We start from the raw sequence: 16,583 nt of genomic DNA on the forward strand, positions 1-16,583 counted from the left end.
TGCGCGTCCGCCCTCAGAACATGTGCTGCCCACCATTGATGGTGAGCGTGGAGCCGGTGATGAAGCTGGCCTCGTCGGACGCGAGGAACACCACGGCCCGGCCGATCTCCTCGGCCCGGCCAAGCCTCCCCACCGGGATCCGGGAGCGGATCTGCGCCAGGACCTCTGGGGCAACGGCGCGCACCATGTCCGTCTCGATGTAGCCGGGGGCGATCATGTTCACGGTGATGCCGCGGGCCGCGCCCTCGCGCGCCAGGGCCAGGGTGAAGCCATGCATGCCCGCCTTGGCCGCCGCGTAGCTCGTCTGCCCGAGCTGGCCCGTCTGCCCATTGATGGAGCCGATGTTGATGATGCGCCCGAAGCCGCGCTCGCGCATCGCGGGGAGGACCGACCAGCACATGTTGAAGCACGAGGTGAGGTTGGTCTGCAGGACGTCGTGCCAGTGCGCGGCGGTCATGCGGTGCAGCATGGCGTCCCGAGTGATGCCGGCGTTGTTCACGAGCACCTCGATGGGGCCGCAAGCCTCGGCGATCTTCTTCACCTCCTGTGCGCAGTGCTCCAGGTTGGACACGTCGAACTGGAACGCGGGGATGCCCGTGCGCTCGGAGAACTCTTTCGCCGACTGCTCGTTGGACTTGTAGGTGACGGCCACGCGGTAGCCCTGCTGCTTCAGCGCCTCGGCGCTCGCGGCGCCAATGCCGCGCGTGCCACCCGTGACCAATGCCATGCGCCCGCTCATCATCTTTCCTCGTTGCTGGGAGATCCGCGCCTGAAGACGGAGCAGCCCGCCGGTTTGTGAATCCGCCGGTGCGCGCCTCCACCGATTCACAGCCAGGTGGATCCAGCCGTCCCTCTGCTTGCTGTCCCGTGGAGAGGAGTCCTTGGAGGGTAGTGGTTGGGAGATGCCATCCCCCTCTCCGCGGGGCGGCACGACACGCGCACCGCGCTCACCCGTCAGAGGATGCACATGACGCAGCAATCCACAGGTCAACCTCAACCGCAGATCATCGCCGTCTTCCAGGGAGGAGGGGCCCTTGGGGCCTACCACGTCGGGGCCTACCACGCCCTGGAGGAAGCCGGGCTCCACCCGGATTGGATCTCAGGCATCTCCATTGGGGCCTTCACCGCCGCGCTCATCGCCGGCAACCGCCCGGAGAAGCGGCTGGAGCGGTTGGAGGAGTTCTGGCGGGAGATCTCCTGGCCTGGCACCGAGTGGGGAGCCGCGCTGAAGGGGCCCTACCGCCAGTTGTTCAACCTCGGCAGCCACATGACGAGTCTCCTGTTCGGCCAGCCGGGCTTCTTCGTCCCTCGGGTGGTTCCTCCCTCGATGGCCCTCCCAGGCTCGCTCGAGGCGCTGAGCTTCTGCAGCACGCGGCCCATGCGCACGACGCTGCAGCGGTTGGTGGACTTCGACTACATCAACTCCCGTGCGACGCGGCTGAGCCTCGGGGCCACCCGGCTGAGTGATGGGCAGATGGTGTTCTTCGACAACACCCGCGAGGCCATTGGCCCGGAGCATGTGCTCGCCAGCGGAGCGCTCCCTCCGGCCTTCCCGCCGAGCCGCATCGACGGCGAGCTCTACTGGGACGGCGGCTGCGTCACCAACATGCCGCTCAACGCCATCCTCGATGATCCTCCTCGGCGGCGCACGATCATCTTCATGGTCGATCTGTTCGACGCCGCGGCAGAGCTGCCGCGCACCCAGGATGAGGCGCATTGGCGCATGAGGTCCATTCAGTTCGCGGGTAGGACCGCCCACCATGTCGACCAGTTCGCCACCGTGTGGAACCTGCGTCGCGCGGCGACCCAGGCGGCGAGGCAGGCGTCGGCGTCTTCTCCTGTCTCCTTCAGCGACGCGCCCGCCGCGGAGCCCGCGCCGCGGCTGGACATCATCCACATCAGCTACCAGCGGGGCCGAGATCAGATCGCGGCCAGCGTTGGCGAGTTCTCACGGGCCTCCATCCAGGAGCGCCGGGCCGACGGTTACCGCGACATGAAGCAGGCCCTGGCGGCTGCCCCGTGGATGCAGGCCAGCCCCGAGGGGATGCCGCAGGCGTTCAGCGATTCGGAAACGGACCGCTCGGGCGAGGGCGCGGTCGTCCATCGCGTCAACGGCGGGAAGGTCCAGAGCAAGGTTCACATGCCGTAACCCTGGAGAGAAGACCCATGACCGAGAAGACCAAGAGACCCGAGTGGATGAAGGCGTTCTTCCCGCCCCCGAAGGAAGGCGAGGCCACGTACAGCGCTCTGTTTGACCTGGGGCGGGCGTCCCTGCTGCAGGCCGCCACCGCTCAGCGAACCGCGCTCGAGTTCTACCGGCAGTTCACGGAGGGCGATGGCGACGAGCGCTCGCTGCGCGCGTACCAGGAGGGGCTGCTGCGCAAGATGCTGGAGGCCATGGACCCCTTCTTCGCGATCGAGCAGCCGGTGCGCCAGCAGGCGCTGAAGGCGCAGGCCGCGCTGCTCGATCTGTGCGAGGAGAGCCTGCATGGCTTCCTGAGGTACAACGAGGAGCGGAACAGCTCCAAGTCCACCTGAGCCTCGCATTCCATCATCATGCCCCGGGCGAGTCTCCCTTCGCCCGGGGCATCGTCTTTCGAGGGATGGACTCGCTCAGCTCTGCTTCGCGCCCGCGCGGGCCAACGCCTCGCGGCCTCCTGCCAGATAGAGCTGCTCCCATTGCAGGAGTTGCGTGGGAGTCACCCCCAGCTTTTGAGCGGACTCCAGCCGGCGCGCGGCCAGCTCCAGCACCGCACGCTCGAGCTCCTCGTGGCCCTGGGGCTTGCTCGGAGGAGTAGGGGCCGGTGGCGGCGCCGTCAGGGAGAGCAGCCCCAAGGTGGACGGGAGGGTGCTGGCCGGCGCCGGCTGTGCCAGCGGCAGCCGCACCGCGGGATCCCCAAGGAGGATGTAGCCGCCCAGATCCTGGCGGAGCATCCACAGGTGGGCCCGCTGCAGCGGATCCACTGGTGAGGGCCGCCCGGCGCCCCGGGCCTCCTCTTCCTGATCATACAGCGTGGTCAGCTCGAGGTTGGCCTGGTGGCCCCCCCGCAGCAGCCACCCCAGGCCCACTCCGGCGCGGCGTCCCCGCGCGAACTGTTGCAGCGGCTCCAGGAAGCGGGAGGTCTTGCCGCGGCGGCTGTCGCGATCCTGGAAGCCATACGTCCAGGCCAGGTCCACGTGGCCGAAGACCGCCAGCGGCCCGTTCGGGTTGGCCAGCGCGGCCTGGGGCAGCGCGGCGACGAAGGGCCGCTCTCCGGGCTGCGGGAGCGAGGAGGTGATGGAGTCGAGCCTCCCGCTGAACTGCCCCCCTGCCTGGAGCTGCCGCAGCCAATGCTGGAACGCGCTCCGCGACGGAGTGCCCGCGCCGAAGCAGGCGAAGAGGAACCAGATGCCGCCCGGCAGGAAGGGCCGGCTGGCCAGGGAGGCGCCGTCCAGGTGTAGTCCTTCCCCCAGGTTCATCGCGCCCTGGAGCGCGAGCTTCTCGTCCGTGCTGCGCCAGCCGGCGCGCGGGCTGCCGAGCCCGTGGCTCATGCTGAAGAGGATCCCAGGCCGTGGCTGTGATGCCTGCTCGAGCAGCTCGGTCACACCGCCCTTTCCGGGCCCCCCGAGCTCTAGCAGCTCCCGCATGGGGAATCTGCCCAGCTCACGGGCCTGCTGGGCGGCGACGAGGCCTGGCGCCACCAGCGCCTGGTAGCCCGTGGAGGTCGCCGCGGTGCCGTCATGGACCGTGAAGAAGAGCGCGCGTGCCTGCTCCTCGGTGGAGGGCTCGCGCTCCCAGCGGAGCACCTTCGCCACGTAGGACTCGTAGTCCTGCTCGCGCCGGAAGGCCAGCCGCCCGACGAAAGCACTGCTGGCCGCGCACTGCTGCAGCTCGAAGGGCACCTGGTCGAAGTCCCCGAGGAACAACAGGTAGCGCGGCCGATCCGCCACCGGCACCGACTCGTCATCGAGCACGGTGCGCACCCAGCGGGAGAAGTGCTCCAGGCTCCGGGCCTCCGCGGCCAGCCCTGGCTTCACCCGGTAGATGCGGACAGGGTGACCGCCCTGATCCTCCTGCCGCCGCCGGCGCAGGGGCTCGATGAGGGCGAGCAGCCGGTCGCCTTCGGGCCCCTCGGGAGCGACGAGGCCCCAGCGCTGCGCGGGCAGTGAGTTGGGATCCTCGCCATCATCCCAGAGGTGGCTCTCCTCCCGGGCCTCCTGGGACTCGCTGGGAGGGGCCTGCGCGGCGGCTGCCGCTGGCACCCCTTGGGGGGTTACGGGTTCGTGGGAATCAGCGTGGACAAGTAACAGCTCCAGGTTCTCCGTGCTCAATGCGTGTCCTCCGGCAAGGAGCGCCCAAGAGGTGGGCGCTTGCCAGGAGGACGCGGCAGGCCCTGGCCGTGTGAGTCATTGGAGGAGACATGGGTGAGACGCGCGAGCCCGGGTGATGGTGAACTCCGCTCGCTGCCCTCATGGTGGGCAGCCGCGGTCACCGCCAGGCTTTGTGTGTGATCGCATTCACACCGTGGCGCTGTTTGGCGTCCTGGGAGCGTAGCACCCGGCACATGCCGGCAACTCAACCCCTAGGAGGAAGTCATGTCATCCGCAGCCCAACTCTCTCATTACATCATCGCGTTCGCGGGCGCCGCGCGCACCGCTCAGAAGCTCATGTCCTCGGGCATGGATCCGATGACGATCGCCGAGTACTACTTCGAGGTGAACATCACCTCGGACTTCGAGCTGAAGAGCGAGACGGACGTCACCCTCAACATCTGGCGCATGAGCATCAAGGAGAAGCTGACGCTCGACTACAAGGAGCACATGGGCATCACCGTGAAGTGCACCATCAAGCCCTCGGCCGTGCTCGCCGCCCAGGCCAGCGGTGGCGGCGGCGGCGCGGCGTCCTGATAGGGCACGCCTCTCCCTGACAACCCAGATCTGACAATCAGCACCGCCGGTGTTCCCTCTGGGAGCGCCGGCGGTGCTGGCACGCCAGCTACCCCTCATTGGATCTCCCATGGCAAAGCCTAACCAGACCACCGATCACGCCCAGGTTCTCATCCACGATCTCATCCTTGCCGTTCAGTCCTCGTTGGACATCGCTGAGGATACGGCCCGCAAGCACTATTCCTTCTCTGTCGCGGAGCTGGAGGTCTCCGCCAGCTTCGACTTCGAGATGACGGAGCAGGACAACGACATTCCGGACGACAAGCCGCAGCCCAAGCGCTGGTTCTCGCTCTTCGGCGGCAAGAAGGAGCCGGCCTCGCGCGCACGCACGCACGACTTCTCGGAGAAGGACTCCAGCAAGCTCACCGTCCGCATGCTGTTCCGGCCTGGCGGCAAGCTCCTGGTGTCTTCGACGCCGCCGCTGTCAGAGGGCTCGACCGCTCCGGCCGAGGATCCGCCCAGCCAGCCCGAGGCCGCCGAGCCCGCTCCTCCGCCGGCGGGAAAGCGCTCCAAGTAGCACCCAGCAGAGGGAGCCCGCGGCGGAGGCTGGCCGCGGGCTCCGTGCCGTCACTTCGCCTGGAAGAGCTTGCGCTTCTCGAAGGCGTCCTTCACCGCGTCCGAGACCTGGTGCCCCCGCGCGGCCATCAGCCCCGCGACATCCACGGGCTTGGACACCGCGCAGACACCGGTGGGGTTGATCGCCGTCATGTACCCATCCCCGCAGTCCGCGCCGTGAGCCTTCAGGATCGTGCCGAACTGCAGCTCCGCCATCAGCCGGAGCAGGTGGTGGGTCCGCTCGACCTCGAGCTCGGGCGACTCGCCGCGCACCTGATGATCCCAGTGGATGAAGCGCAGCGTGCCAACCGGCGTGTAGTTCCAGTGCATCAAGGCCTGGAAGCGCTTGCCGATGTCAGGCACCTGGCGGAGCAGCTCGAGGAGCGATGTCGAGGGGGGCAGGTGCGGGACGGCGTCGTCCTGGAACTCGAAGCGCTGGTGGATGTTGTGGAACGGGTAGGCCTTGGCGAACCCCACGTCACCACACTTGGGGGCGGCGAAGGTGAAGATGCCCGCGGGCTCGATGCCCTCGAGGCGGGCGAACCGCATGGCCGCGAGCGTGGCCATGGCCCCGCCCTTGTTGTGGCCCGTGAGGTAGAGGGGGAGCGTCTTGTCCCCAGCCTGGCGCAGCGCCCGGACCTGCGGCAGGAGCCGGGACCAGAGCGCATCGAGCGAGCCCCAGAACCCCGCGTGCAGCGCCCCGGGGATGCCAGGCACGGAGATGAGCTCGGCGTGGAAGTCGTTCATCCAGTCGAGCGCGGGGGCCATGCCTCGCTCCGTGGGAGGCAGGGTGCCGCGGAACGCGACGACCACGGCGTTGAGCGCGCTGCTGCGGCCCACCAGGCACGCGTCGACGTGGGGCTTCCCGGCGCCTCCGACGATGGCGACAGGGGCGATGAGTCCGGAGGCGCTGTCATAGGGAGGATAGGAGGAGGAGAACGAGCCATTGGATTGGACGGCATAGCTGTAGACACTGGCACAGAGCATCTGGCCTTCGAGGGTGGGTGCGGGCATGAGCGCTTCCTGTTTGGGGTTGAGATTGGGGGGAGCCCAATCGCAGGGGAAGACGCCGCGGGAATGCACCTCGTGAAAGAGCGAGCCGCTTCACTGCGGGAGCCGGCCGCACGTCCTTCAGCACAGCCACCCATTGAAGGGGGCCTTTGCGCTGGAGAAGCCGCGGATGCCATTGTCGACCAAGCCCGAATACCCTCACGACTACAACCCAGACAACACTTGGAAGAGCCTCGTACCCAGGGGTGGCAATCCCGCCGCCTGGTTCAAAGGGGCCGCTGGCATGGCCAGCCTCATCCAGGAGCGTCAGGGGGTGGGCTTCACCGAGGGCCCCATCTACCGGGTGCCCCTGGGCCGCTGTGTAGCGTGCCTGGTCCAGTTCCCGGTCGCCGCGCTGACGATCGAGAGCATCATCCATTACGACACCTACGCCGGGAAGGCGCTCGGGCCGCAGGATCTGGTGAACATGCACAACGACACGTCCAACCTGACGTTCCTGTGCAAGGGCTGCCACGCCAGCAAGGATCTCGAGCCGAGTACGCTCTATGACTGGATCATGGAGACCGTGCGGCTCGAGGAGCACGGGACGCGGCTGAGCCAGGTCCAGGTGGTGAGGCAGGCCTGGCTGGACATGGAGCGGGTCGCGGCGCAGCAGTTCCTCCACATGGACCTGACGGGCCTGCAGCACGTGCTGGCCGACCCCAACCTCAGCCCGAGATCCCAGGCGGCCGCGCGAATGGCTCGCATCAGCCTGGCGGGCCAGAAGGCGCTCAATGACGCGCACTTCCTGTTCGACTTTCATCTGGCGAAGGATGTGGAGCTGCTGGCCCACCAGCTCGAGGCCGAGGCCAAGCTCCACTTGCAGCCCGGTAAGTCCAAGCCCGTTCCGTAAGGGGCGCAGGGGCGGGTGGCCCTCCTCGCCGCGATGGAGGAGGGCCAGCCGGTGCTTCAGCGGCTCAGCAGCTTCAGCGCCTGCTGGTAGTACGCATCACGAGACGACTTGCCATTGTAGCCGCCGTTGATGCGGTAGGTGATTGCGTCGAGGTTGCCCTCGTCCGCGTACTTGTTGAGGTGATGGCTGGTCCAAAACCAGACGGCCGTGCGGAACCCCACCTCGGGCTCGGCGGCGCGGTTGGGGTTGTTCTCCAGATCGATGTCCAGTGCGGCCCCCGCGGCGCGGTAGTTGGCGCGGCCGGTGATCTGGATCGGACCGCGGCCCTTGTAGCGCACGCCGTCGCCCGGTTGGACGTTGCCCAGATCCCGCCGCCCCTCGTAGGCCTTCCCCGAGGCCAGCTCCTCGAAGTAGCGGAGCTCTCCGCTCTCGTGAGCGAGCTGCGCCAGGAACGCCGCCCGCCGGCGAGGGGTGTCGATCCCTCCCTCGGCCATGGCCGCATTCAGGTGGGGCAGCAGCGCGATGGCGTGCGCCTCGGGCAGCTTGCGCATGAGGGCGCGGAGCTGCTCCAGCGTCACTCCTTGCGAAGTGCTCGTCGCGGGTGCTGCGGGGGGGATAGGCGTGTCGGGGGAGGGGGAGGAACCGGAGGATGACATGGGGAGCTCTCGGGCTTGGCGGCCACAGCAGAAGGTGGACCTGATGGATGCCTGGAAGACGCCTGGACCAGAGCGCTTGTGACTGGCGGACGGGGCCTGGAGCACTCTGCCTCAAGGCCGCGGGGCGGGCGGAGTCCGATCATGCGTCTGTTCGCACGAGGCGGACGCCTGCCGCGCCGGAGCTGGGAGATCGCCTAGATAATTCTGGCGCTCCCAGGCCGTCAGACAGGCCGAGCTGGCCGCCTGGAGCCGCTCCTGGAGTGAGTCCATGGGGAGGGGCTCGCGCGGGCGCCAGAGGCGGGCGCTCCCATCCGTGGAGCCGGTGAGGAGCTGCACGTCTTCCCCTTGGGGGCTGAACGCGGCCGATGTCACCTGGCCCTCGTGCGAGGAGAGGACGAGGTGGGGCTCCCGGGTATCGCTGGCGAGCCAGAGGCGGACGCGCGCATCCGCGCAGGCGGTGACGAACCGGCTTCCATCCGGGCTCCAGGCGGCCCAGAGCACCGGGGCTTCGTGCCGGGCGACGAATTGGACCCCGTGGACCTTGCCCCCCTCCACGCGCCAGATGCGTGCCGTGCCATCCTGTGAGGCGGTGAGCACCCGCGTCGGATCCTGGGGATGGAAGGCCGCCGAGAGGACCCAGTCGTCGTGCCCGTAGAGCGTGGCGAGCAGGTTCCCCTCCGTGCTCCAGATGCGTGCCGTGCCATCCTGGGAGGCGGTGAGCACCCGGCGGCCATCCGCGCTGAAGGACACGGAGCGGACCTGGGCGCCATGTCCCTCGAGCAGGATGGCACGCCGCGGGTCGTCCACACGGACGATCCGGGTGGTGCTGGCGCCCGAGGCGAGCGCCACCCACTGTCCGTCGGGGCTGAACGCGGCGCCGAAGAGGGGCTCCTGCTGGGACACCAGGATGCGGCCCGCCGCGTGCCCATCCGAGGGCCAGATGCGCGCCGTTCCGTCCCGGGAGGCTGTCAGCAGCCACTTCCCATCCTGGCTGAAGGCCACCGAGAGCACATCCTGGGTGTGCCCCTGCAGCACGCGCATGTGCCGGCCGTCATCCGACCAGAGGCGCACCGCGCCATCCTGCGAGGCCGTGGCCACCCGCGCTCCGTCAGGGCTGAAGGCAACGGACCAGACGAAGCTGCCCTGCCCGGGCAGTGGGCGCGAGTCCCTCGGCTCGTCCATTCTCCAGACCCTCGCGGTGGCGTCGACGGAGCCCGTCACCATCTGCTTCCCATCCGGACCGAAGGCACCCCACAGGAGGGTGGAGCGGTGCCCTCGCAGGATCCGCGGGGGCTCGGAGTCGTGGACGGACCAGAGCCGCGCGGTGGTGTCCGAGGAGACGGTGAGGATCCGGTCTCCCAGCGGGCCGCTGAAGGTGGCCATGCGGACGGCACCCTGGTGTCCGCGCAGCACCCGGGGCTCGCCGCTCCCGTCCGCCCTCCAGAGCCGGGCGGTGTTGTCCACGGAGGCCGTCACCACCCACTGCCCATCCGGGCTGAAGCGCGCGGTGGTGAGCTCCCCCTGGTGCCCCTTCAACAGCACGGGTCCTCCCAAGCCGCTGACAGGCCAGATGCGGGCGATGCCATCCCGCGCGACCGTCAGCACGCGGGTCCCCTCCGGATCGAACAGGGCGGAGGTGACGGTGGCGGCATGAGGCAGTTCGCGGGGACTGGCTGGCGCATCGAAGGACAGGATGCGCGCCTTGCCATCCTGCGAGGCGGTGACCAGCCTCTTCCCATCCGGGCTGAAGGCCACGGTGGAGACGGGGCCCTGATGACGCAGGACGAGCGGCTCGGCCACGGTCTCGAGCGACCACACCCGCGCCATTCCATCGCGCGAGGCGGTGGCGATCTGCCGTCCATCCGGACTGAAGGCGCCCCACTGGACCACGCCGCGGTGTCTGAACTCTCGCAGGAGGTGTCCATCCGAGGTCCGCCACAGGCGCGCCGTCCCATCGTGCGAGGAGGTGAGGACCAGCGCCCCGTCTGGAGGGCTGAAGGTGGCGTGGTAGACCGGCCCCTCGTGGCCCGCCAGCACGAGGGGATCCCCCTCGCCATCGGTCCGCCAGATCCGCGCCGTACCATCTCGCGACGCCGTCACCACACGCTGCCCGTCCGGGCTGACCTCGACGTAGACCACGGCCTCCTGGTGGCCTCGCAGCACGGCGCGGCTCAGAGGTTGTTGGAGGACCTCCGAGACATCCCTGTCCCAGCCCTGGAGCTGCGACGGCTCCTGGATCTCGCGCAGCGTGAGCAGGGCCAGCGTGGGGTTCTCGTGCAGCATCGTCCGGGCCACGCCCAGCCGGATGAGATCCCTGGCGCGCAGGGCGTACCGCTGCGCCTCCTGCCGCTCCCGCTGCTCCTGGGCCTCGTGCCGCCTGGCGTTCCAGGCCAGCCCCGCCATCGCCGCGGCAACCCCTATCGCCGCGGCGAGCAGCCCCAGCAGGCGGCGGCGGGCGGCCTGCTGCCGGGATTCGGCGCTGGCCACACTGGCGTCGATGAGCTGGAGCACGTCCGCGCCAGGATCCTCGTCGTACCGCTCCAGGACACGCTGGGAATACCCGAGCCGGCTGCCAGAGAGCAGATAGGGGGCTCCTCCATCCGCGTCTTCCCGGTGCGCCAGCCACGAGCGAGCCCAGGCTTGGAGCTCTCGGAAGTGCTGGAGGCGCTCGCGGTCCGCCAACGCCCACTCCACGAGGGCAGGCCAGGTGCGGATCAGCGACTCGTGGGAGAGCTGCAACCACTCTTCGCCCGCCTGGCCCTCCTCGCGGATGAGGAGCCGGGCGGTGAGCAGCGCCTCGAGGACCTGCTCGAACGCGTCGCGCGCCTCCTGCGCCGTGGGGCGTACGTGCTCGAGCATCGCCCGCCTGCGCGTGCCCGGGGAGGCGCCGTGCTGGAAGTCCACCAGCTCCACCAGGAGCCTGCGCGCCTGGCGCTGCTCGGCGGGGGACAGCGCCGCGTAGAGGCGATCCGCTGCCCGCGTCAGCGCCCCGGCTACCCCACCAATGGCTGCATAGGCGCGGTGGGTGAGCTGGCCGCCGTCACGCCCCTCCCACAGCTGATCCAGCGCGTATTGCAGCAACGGCAGCGAGCCGGGCTCCTGTCCCACGTCCTGGAGGAGCCGATCCACCAGCCCCGGCTCGAACGTCAGCCCCACCTTGTGCGCCGGGCCCACGATGGCGGCGCGGAGCTCCTCGCCTTGAAGCTCCGTGACGAAGAGGCGGTGAGCGTCGGAATACACCACCGCGTCCAGCCGCGTCCCGGCCTCATCCACCACCAGCTCTCCGCAGCGCCCGAGATAGTCCACCCGGAGCGTGGCGAGCACGATCACCTGCCGCTCTGGATCTCGCGACAGCTCCCAGAGCGTGGCGGCCAGGGCTCGGCGTGCCTCGGGCTCCGTCAGCTGGGTGAAGAGCTCCTCGAATGGATCCACGAGCAGCAGCTGGCGCGGACAGGAGGACTGGCGAAGCTGCTGGAGCGTCTCGGTGGGCCCTTGCCCCGGGCGAAGCACCCGGACCTCCCAGTCGGAGGCCGGGAGCGCATGGAGCAGTCCGGCGAGGGCGAGCGAGGACTTGCCGCTGCCCGAGGCTCCCGCCAGCACCTGGAAGCGCGGCCGCCGCCCGTCCAGTGACTCCTGGATGCGCTGGAGGAGCTCCTGTAGGAGCCGCTCGCGCCCGAAGAAGAACCGGCGATCGGTTTTCTGGAAGGGCAGCAGGCCGCGGTAGGGCCGGATTGCCACCGGGCGTGTATCACTCCCATCCTCCGCTCGGGCGTAGAGCTGCACGGAGGCGTAATCCAACGACGAGCTGTCGCGTGCGAGCTCGCGCCGGGCCTGTCCCATGGCCTCCTCGAGCGAGCAGGGCTGCGCCAGCAGAGAGCGGTAGAGGCTCGCGGTGAGCACTGAAGAGCCCGCGATGGACAGGGGCAGACGGGAGGCCACCACCGCCTGGATGCCCGCGCGGTGGAGCGCCTGGGCCACGCTGCCCAGGTGGTTGCCCGCCAGGCCCGCGCCGCTCTGGCACGCGGCGAGCACCACCAGCCGCAGCGTCCCCGCATGGGGCGCCAGCAGGTGGCGCAGGGTGGCGCCGTCGATGAGCTCGGGCTCGCCCCCCTCCCACGAGGCATCCCAGAGCAGGCCATAGGTCTGGCCCCGCCGGCTGCCGTGACACAGCAGGTGGAGGATGGAGATGGGTTCTCCAGGACGGGCCAGCGCCTCCCCGAGCGCCGCGAGCGAGACGTTCGGCAGGACGTCGCGGGCGGGATCAAACGGATGATCGCCCTCCTCGCAAGCCTGGCTCAGTGCGCGCAGGTGGGGCTTGTCCGGGACATGGCCTCCCGCGGCGGACCAGGCGTAGAGGATGCGCCCGCCCCGCGGTGTCCCGGCCAGAGGCGCGGCGTGCGTGTCGGGCCACTCGTAACGGATGAGGACACCGGGGAGCTCGGCCAGCGCTTGCCCGGAGGTCCCCAGCGTCAGCAGCTCCCAGGGCAGCGCGTAAAGCTCGGCCGCGGCGAAGCGGAAGGTGAGGTGCACGGGGCGCCCTTGCTCCACCGCGGCGAGGATGTCGCGTGCGTGGGCATTCCAGCCCACCCCCTCCAGAAAGGTCCGGAGCCGGTCCCCCAGGCGCTGCACCACGCTTCGGTCTGGCTGGAGCCGCTCCAGCTCCGCCAGGTCCGCCAGCAGCGGGGGCTCCCAGGAGAGCGCCGCTCGCGCATAGCTCCCATGCGCCCGGCGCAGCAGGTACTCCTGGGGCTCGAGCCGGAAGTGGAAGGGATCTCCCGCATCCTGGCCGCGCACCAGCTCCAGGAGCAGCTCGAGCGGGGCGGCCTTTCTGATCACCGGGGAGGACATGTTCACCGGAGCGACTTCGGCTGGACGGTCTGGCCTTCCTGGCGCACCAGCCTGCCATCCGGGTCGTAGATGGAGCTGGCCAGCTCCAGGAAGCGGAAGGGGATCTTCATGTCGAGCCGGCGGGCCTTGCGGAAGTGGATGGCGAGATCCGGCGGCGAGATGATGCCCACGGGGAGCCGCGACGCCGGCAGCCTGCTGTCCAGGATGCTCTGCACATAGAGCGCGCCCAGCTGCCCGGCGCTCTTGAAGGGCACGCCGATGGACATCACCGCACTGGCATCCCCCTCGCGCACCACCTCCCGCACGGAGCCGAGCACGGGGATGCCGGCGGAGAGGCGGTCAATCCTCTCCAGCTCGTCGTACACGGTCGAGGAGGTGGTGATCCAGAACAGGCTGTGCCGGGCCCCCGGGTCGATCTGGCGCATCGCGCGAGCCATTTTTGGGAGCTGCTCCGAGAGGAGTGTGCTCGCGGTGGCCTTGCCATTCACGGCCAGCTCCAGGAGCTGGAATCCGTCGCGGGCCGCCATGCGGCGCATCCCCTCCGCTTCGACCTCGACGGCGCTCTGGTTGCGCCGATCGTAGAGCACCGTCATCACCTTGAGAGGCCCCATCAGCTCCTGCAGGTAGTGGAGCTGCGCCTCCGGGGGGATGCTCAGCGAGACGAAGGCCATGTTGGACGGCCGGGTCCGCTGGGAGGCTCGCTCCTCGAAGCCAAGCCACAGCTCCGGATCCTTGCAGAGCGCCACCACCGGCGTGGGCTGGTTGCCGAAGCGGTTGTAGAAGAACCGCGCCGCGTCCGAGCCCATGGCGATGATCAGGTCGAACTGCCCGGAGTCCGCCAGCGCCAGCATCCGCTCGTACTCGTCCCGGCTGCTGTCGAGCTTGTACAGCGTGAGCTCCACCGGGACGCCCTTGTCCCGGAAGACGGGCAACATCCCCTCGAGGATCCAGTTGAGGCTGCTCTGGGCCACGGTGAAGAGGACGAGCACCTCGCGCGCTGGCGTGTGAGGATCGGGAGAGGACTCGGGCGAGATGCGGATCCGTCCCCGGGACGCCTCCAGCTTCCAACCCTTGCTCGCTTCGCCGGGCAGGGTGAGCCAGTGCGAGAGATCCTCGGGCTGGGCCTGGACGGGACCGGAAGCCGCCAGTGCCAGGAGCAGCCCCAGCAGCCTCCAGCTTCGCGCAGGGGAGCATTCACGCATGATGCACCTCGTGTCCGTGCAGGCGCCGGCTCGCCCAGGTGAACCCGGCGCCGAGCAGGAGCGCCATGACGCCAAGCCACCCAAAGGCCTGGAACCGGTTCGGGTAGATGAGCAGCAGGGCGCTGACGAGCATGGGCCCCAGGCACTGCCCGAGTCTGCTGATGAAGCGATGGAGGGCCAGGGACGTCCGCTCCTCTCCGCCCCCTTCCTGAGAGCGGGTGAGATGGCGCTCGAGGGGCGCGTGGATGAGTCCGTGAGACAGCCCCAGCAGCCCCAGCGCCAGGGCGCACAGCGCCTCTTCGCTCAGCCAACTCCCGAGTGCGGGCAGGGAGTCCACGAACCCGAGCGCGAGCAACCCCAGCCCAGTCCCCGCCATGCCAGCTTGGAGCAGCCTCCGCGGCCGGCCGGGCCCGCTGGGGAGCACGGTGAGCAGGTGATGGGACAGCATCACGCCCAGCGCATAGATCGCGAGCAGCTGACCGATCCGATCCAGGTCATAGCCCCTGCGCGTCAGCACCAGAGGCAACGCGAAGGAGAGGAGTCCGCTGCGGATGAGCAGGGTGGGTATTCCCACGAGCAGGGTCGCTCCGTGGAACCCTGGAGCCTTCCACGCCCGTGCCAACCCGGAGAGGGACGAAGGAGGACGGGAGCGGCGAAGCACGGGGGGAGTGGGTCTGCTCCGAGGCGGGAGAGGAGGCAGAAGCACCAGCGCGTACGCCAGCGCAAGCAGGCCCGCGAGGCCGCTCAGCAGGAACACCTGGCGCGGGCCCAGGTACGCCCCCAGCAGCGCGCCGAGCGCGGCGCCGCTGAACAGGCCCCCGTGATGGGCCGAGGTCAGCAGGGAGGTCCCTCGCGGCGGATGCTCCGGGCGGAAGACAGCCAGGAGGTACGCCTGTAGCCCGCCGGCAAGTGCCCCTTGTCCAAGCCCGGACAGGCAGCGCAGCAGCAGCAGCAGCCGGAGATCCTCCGTCAGCGCCATCGAGAAGACAGGGATGGCCGAGAGCAGCAGGGCGGCTCCCAGCAGGCGCTTGAGGCCCATGCGCCGGGCGTAGAGCTCGCACGGCCACAGCGCGAACGCATACGAGAGGCAGAAGGCGATGGCGAGCAGGGGAGGGCCTCCGGAGGAGTGGCCTTGCTGTGCGCCGAGCGCCCCGATGTACCCGGGGAGGAAGGCGAGGGGGAGCCCCTCGATGAAGCAGCCGAAGAAGGCGAGGGGACGGAGCCGATCCACCGCGCGGCGCTCGAAGCCTTGCTGCCGCACGCCCGGCCGGGGCAGCAGCGCGAGCGCGTTCAGCAGGAGCGCGCCCAGCAGGCCCGAGGCGATGAAGAGGAGGAGGAAGTTGCGGCAGCTTCTCCAGAGACGGCCGCGGAGGGCTCCCGTCGCGGCGTCGACCTCCAGGCGAACGGGGGTGTTCCACGGGCCATCCGTGAGCTCCAGGTCGATGGCGTACTCGAAGCGAGCCTGCGTAGGTTCCTGGAGCGGGCTGGCCGCGCTCGCTCCGGTCTGGATGAGGACGCGCTCGTCCGCGATAAGCGAGAGCGAGCCCAGGTCGGCATTGGAGCGCTGGTAGTCCTCGAGGAGCGTGTCGAGCCCCCGCAGATCGGAGCGTGTCAGGCCAATCCGCGCCGCCTCGTTCAGGCGCCGCGCCAGGGAGTGGGCCAGGCCGCTGGTCCCCTGCTGGAGGCCCTCGGAGTAGATGTCCACCAGCGCCAGCAGCATGACCAGCGTCATGCCCAGGAAGCCGGCGCCACAGCAGAGGCCGAGCCACAGCCGGGCCCTCCTCATCCAGATCCGCTGGGTGGCGAACAAGACGATCGCCAGGAGCAGGATGCAGGCGCCCAGGGCCGTGAAGATCGGCTGGAAGCGCTGGGTCACGCGCTGGAAGACGGCCGCCCTGGGGCTCACCAGCTCCAGATGGCCCACCACGTGGAATCGATCCTCTAGAGGAATCGACACGCGGAACGAGCGCCCATCATCCAGGACATCGAAGCGCCTGTTGGGCGAGGCGAAACGGGCACGAGAAGCGGGCGCGCCGCCTGCCTCCTGGGACAGCCGAGCAACAGGCTCGGAGAAGAGGAGGTGGCCTCGCGCATCGATGATGCGGATCTCCTCCAGGGAGGGATCCGCGTCTCGCATCGCGCGGGCCAGGTTCGGGAAGCCGGTGAACTGCTCCAGGGAGACTCCCACTCGGAGCAGCATCTCCACCGGCCCCTTGATGATAGCCCCCTGAGCCGCGAGCCGCTCGAACTGGAGGCGCGCATAGCCCCGGTAGGCCTCGCCAAGCCCCACGTAGGCGAGTCCCCCCAGCGCGGCGGTCAGCACCAGCATCAAGGAGCCGAGACGGATCCAGCGCAGCCAGAGTCCGCGCCGGAGTGGATGAGCAGGCATGAATCCTCTCGAGGGAGCGGCGCCATGAGAGGAAGAGCCTCACGAATGCGCCGTGCCTCTGCTTCCGAGGACGCTCAGGCCGCCCTCCATGTGAAGCCTTCCTC

At 69.4% G+C, this 16,583-nt stretch carries 12 protein-coding genes; 5 read left to right on the forward strand and 7 right to left on the reverse strand.

Annotated features, from left to right (window positions below; genetic code table 11):
- Nucleotides 1–13 precede the first annotated feature (13 nt).
- Nucleotides 14–727, reverse strand: coding sequence for an acetoacetyl-CoA reductase (phbB, locus tag ACJ8AT_RS17765; RefSeq protein WP_407738942.1), 714 nt, complete (start codon nucleotides 725–727; stop codon nucleotides 14–16).
- A 240-nt stretch (nucleotides 728–967) separates the two neighbouring features.
- On the opposite strand from phbB, the gene ACJ8AT_RS17770 reads away from it, so the two are divergent.
- Both ACJ8AT_RS17770 and ACJ8AT_RS17775 read left to right on the forward strand, forming a co-directional pair.
- Nucleotides 968–2,149, forward strand: coding sequence for a patatin-like phospholipase family protein (locus ACJ8AT_RS17770; RefSeq protein ID WP_407738943.1), 1,182 nt, complete (start codon nucleotides 968–970; stop codon nucleotides 2,147–2,149).
- Between the two features lie 17 nt (nucleotides 2,150–2,166).
- Nucleotides 2,167–2,538, forward strand: a complete 372-nt coding sequence (locus tag ACJ8AT_RS17775) for a hypothetical protein (RefSeq protein ID WP_407738944.1) — start codon at nucleotides 2,167–2,169, stop codon at nucleotides 2,536–2,538.
- A 75-nt stretch (nucleotides 2,539–2,613) separates the two neighbouring features.
- Here ACJ8AT_RS17775 and ACJ8AT_RS17780 read toward each other — a convergent pair whose 3' ends face one another.
- Nucleotides 2,614–4,242: a hypothetical protein gene (locus tag ACJ8AT_RS17780; RefSeq protein WP_407738945.1), complete on the reverse strand. Its 1,629-nt coding sequence runs from the start codon at nucleotides 4,240–4,242 to the stop codon at nucleotides 2,614–2,616.
- 333 nt (nucleotides 4,243–4,575) lie between these two features.
- Here ACJ8AT_RS17780 and ACJ8AT_RS17785 point away from each other — a divergent pair, with 333 nt between their 5' ends.
- Nucleotides 4,576–4,887, forward strand: a complete 312-nt coding sequence (locus ACJ8AT_RS17785; protein ID WP_407738946.1) for a hypothetical protein — start codon at nucleotides 4,576–4,578, stop codon at nucleotides 4,885–4,887.
- Between the two features lie 109 nt (nucleotides 4,888–4,996).
- Entirely contained in the window at nucleotides 4,997–5,443 is a 447-nt protein-coding gene (locus ACJ8AT_RS17790) for a hypothetical protein (RefSeq protein WP_407738947.1), read from the forward strand.
- Nucleotides 5,444–5,493: 50 nt separating this feature from the next.
- Here the strand turns inward: ACJ8AT_RS17790 and ACJ8AT_RS17795 are convergent, their stop codons facing one another.
- Entirely contained in the window at nucleotides 5,494–6,495 is a 1,002-nt protein-coding gene (locus ACJ8AT_RS17795) for a lipase family protein (protein ID WP_407738948.1), read from the reverse strand.
- Between the two features lie 280 nt (nucleotides 6,496–6,775).
- On the opposite strand from ACJ8AT_RS17795, the gene ACJ8AT_RS17800 reads away from it, so the two are divergent.
- Nucleotides 6,776–7,384 (forward strand): HNH endonuclease, encoded by a 609-nt coding sequence (locus tag ACJ8AT_RS17800; RefSeq protein WP_407738949.1) that lies wholly within the window; start codon nucleotides 6,776–6,778, stop codon nucleotides 7,382–7,384.
- Nucleotides 7,385–7,440: 56 nt separating this feature from the next.
- Here ACJ8AT_RS17800 and ACJ8AT_RS17805 read toward each other — a convergent pair whose 3' ends face one another.
- The 4 genes from ACJ8AT_RS17805 to ACJ8AT_RS17820 all read right to left on the reverse strand — a co-directional run bounded on the left by ACJ8AT_RS17805 (nucleotide 7,441) and on the right by ACJ8AT_RS17820 (nucleotide 16,479).
- Nucleotides 7,441–7,935, reverse strand: coding sequence for a glycoside hydrolase family 19 protein (locus ACJ8AT_RS17805; protein ID WP_407738950.1), 495 nt, complete (start codon nucleotides 7,933–7,935; stop codon nucleotides 7,441–7,443).
- Nucleotides 7,936–8,151: 216 nt separating this feature from the next.
- Nucleotides 8,152–12,876 carry a CHAT domain-containing protein gene (locus tag ACJ8AT_RS17810; RefSeq protein ID WP_407738951.1) on the reverse strand — a complete coding sequence of 1,575 codons (4,725 nt, stop codon included), beginning with the start codon at nucleotides 12,874–12,876 and terminating at the stop codon, nucleotides 8,152–8,154.
- Between the two features lie 14 nt (nucleotides 12,877–12,890).
- A complete protein-coding gene (locus ACJ8AT_RS17815) occupies nucleotides 12,891–14,090 on the reverse strand; it encodes an ABC transporter substrate-binding protein (protein ID WP_407738952.1) in 1,200 nt (399 codons plus the stop codon).
- Nucleotides 14,083–16,479 (reverse strand): MFS transporter, encoded by a 2,397-nt coding sequence (locus ACJ8AT_RS17820; RefSeq protein WP_407738953.1) that lies wholly within the window; start codon nucleotides 16,477–16,479, stop codon nucleotides 14,083–14,085. The genes ACJ8AT_RS17815 and ACJ8AT_RS17820 overlap by 8 nt, the downstream gene beginning before the upstream one ends.
- Between the last annotated feature and the right edge of the window lie 104 nt (nucleotides 16,480–16,583).

It is taken from the genome of Hyalangium sp., assembly GCF_045802625.1.
Lineage (GTDB): Bacteria > Myxococcota > Myxococcia > Myxococcales > Myxococcaceae > Hyalangium.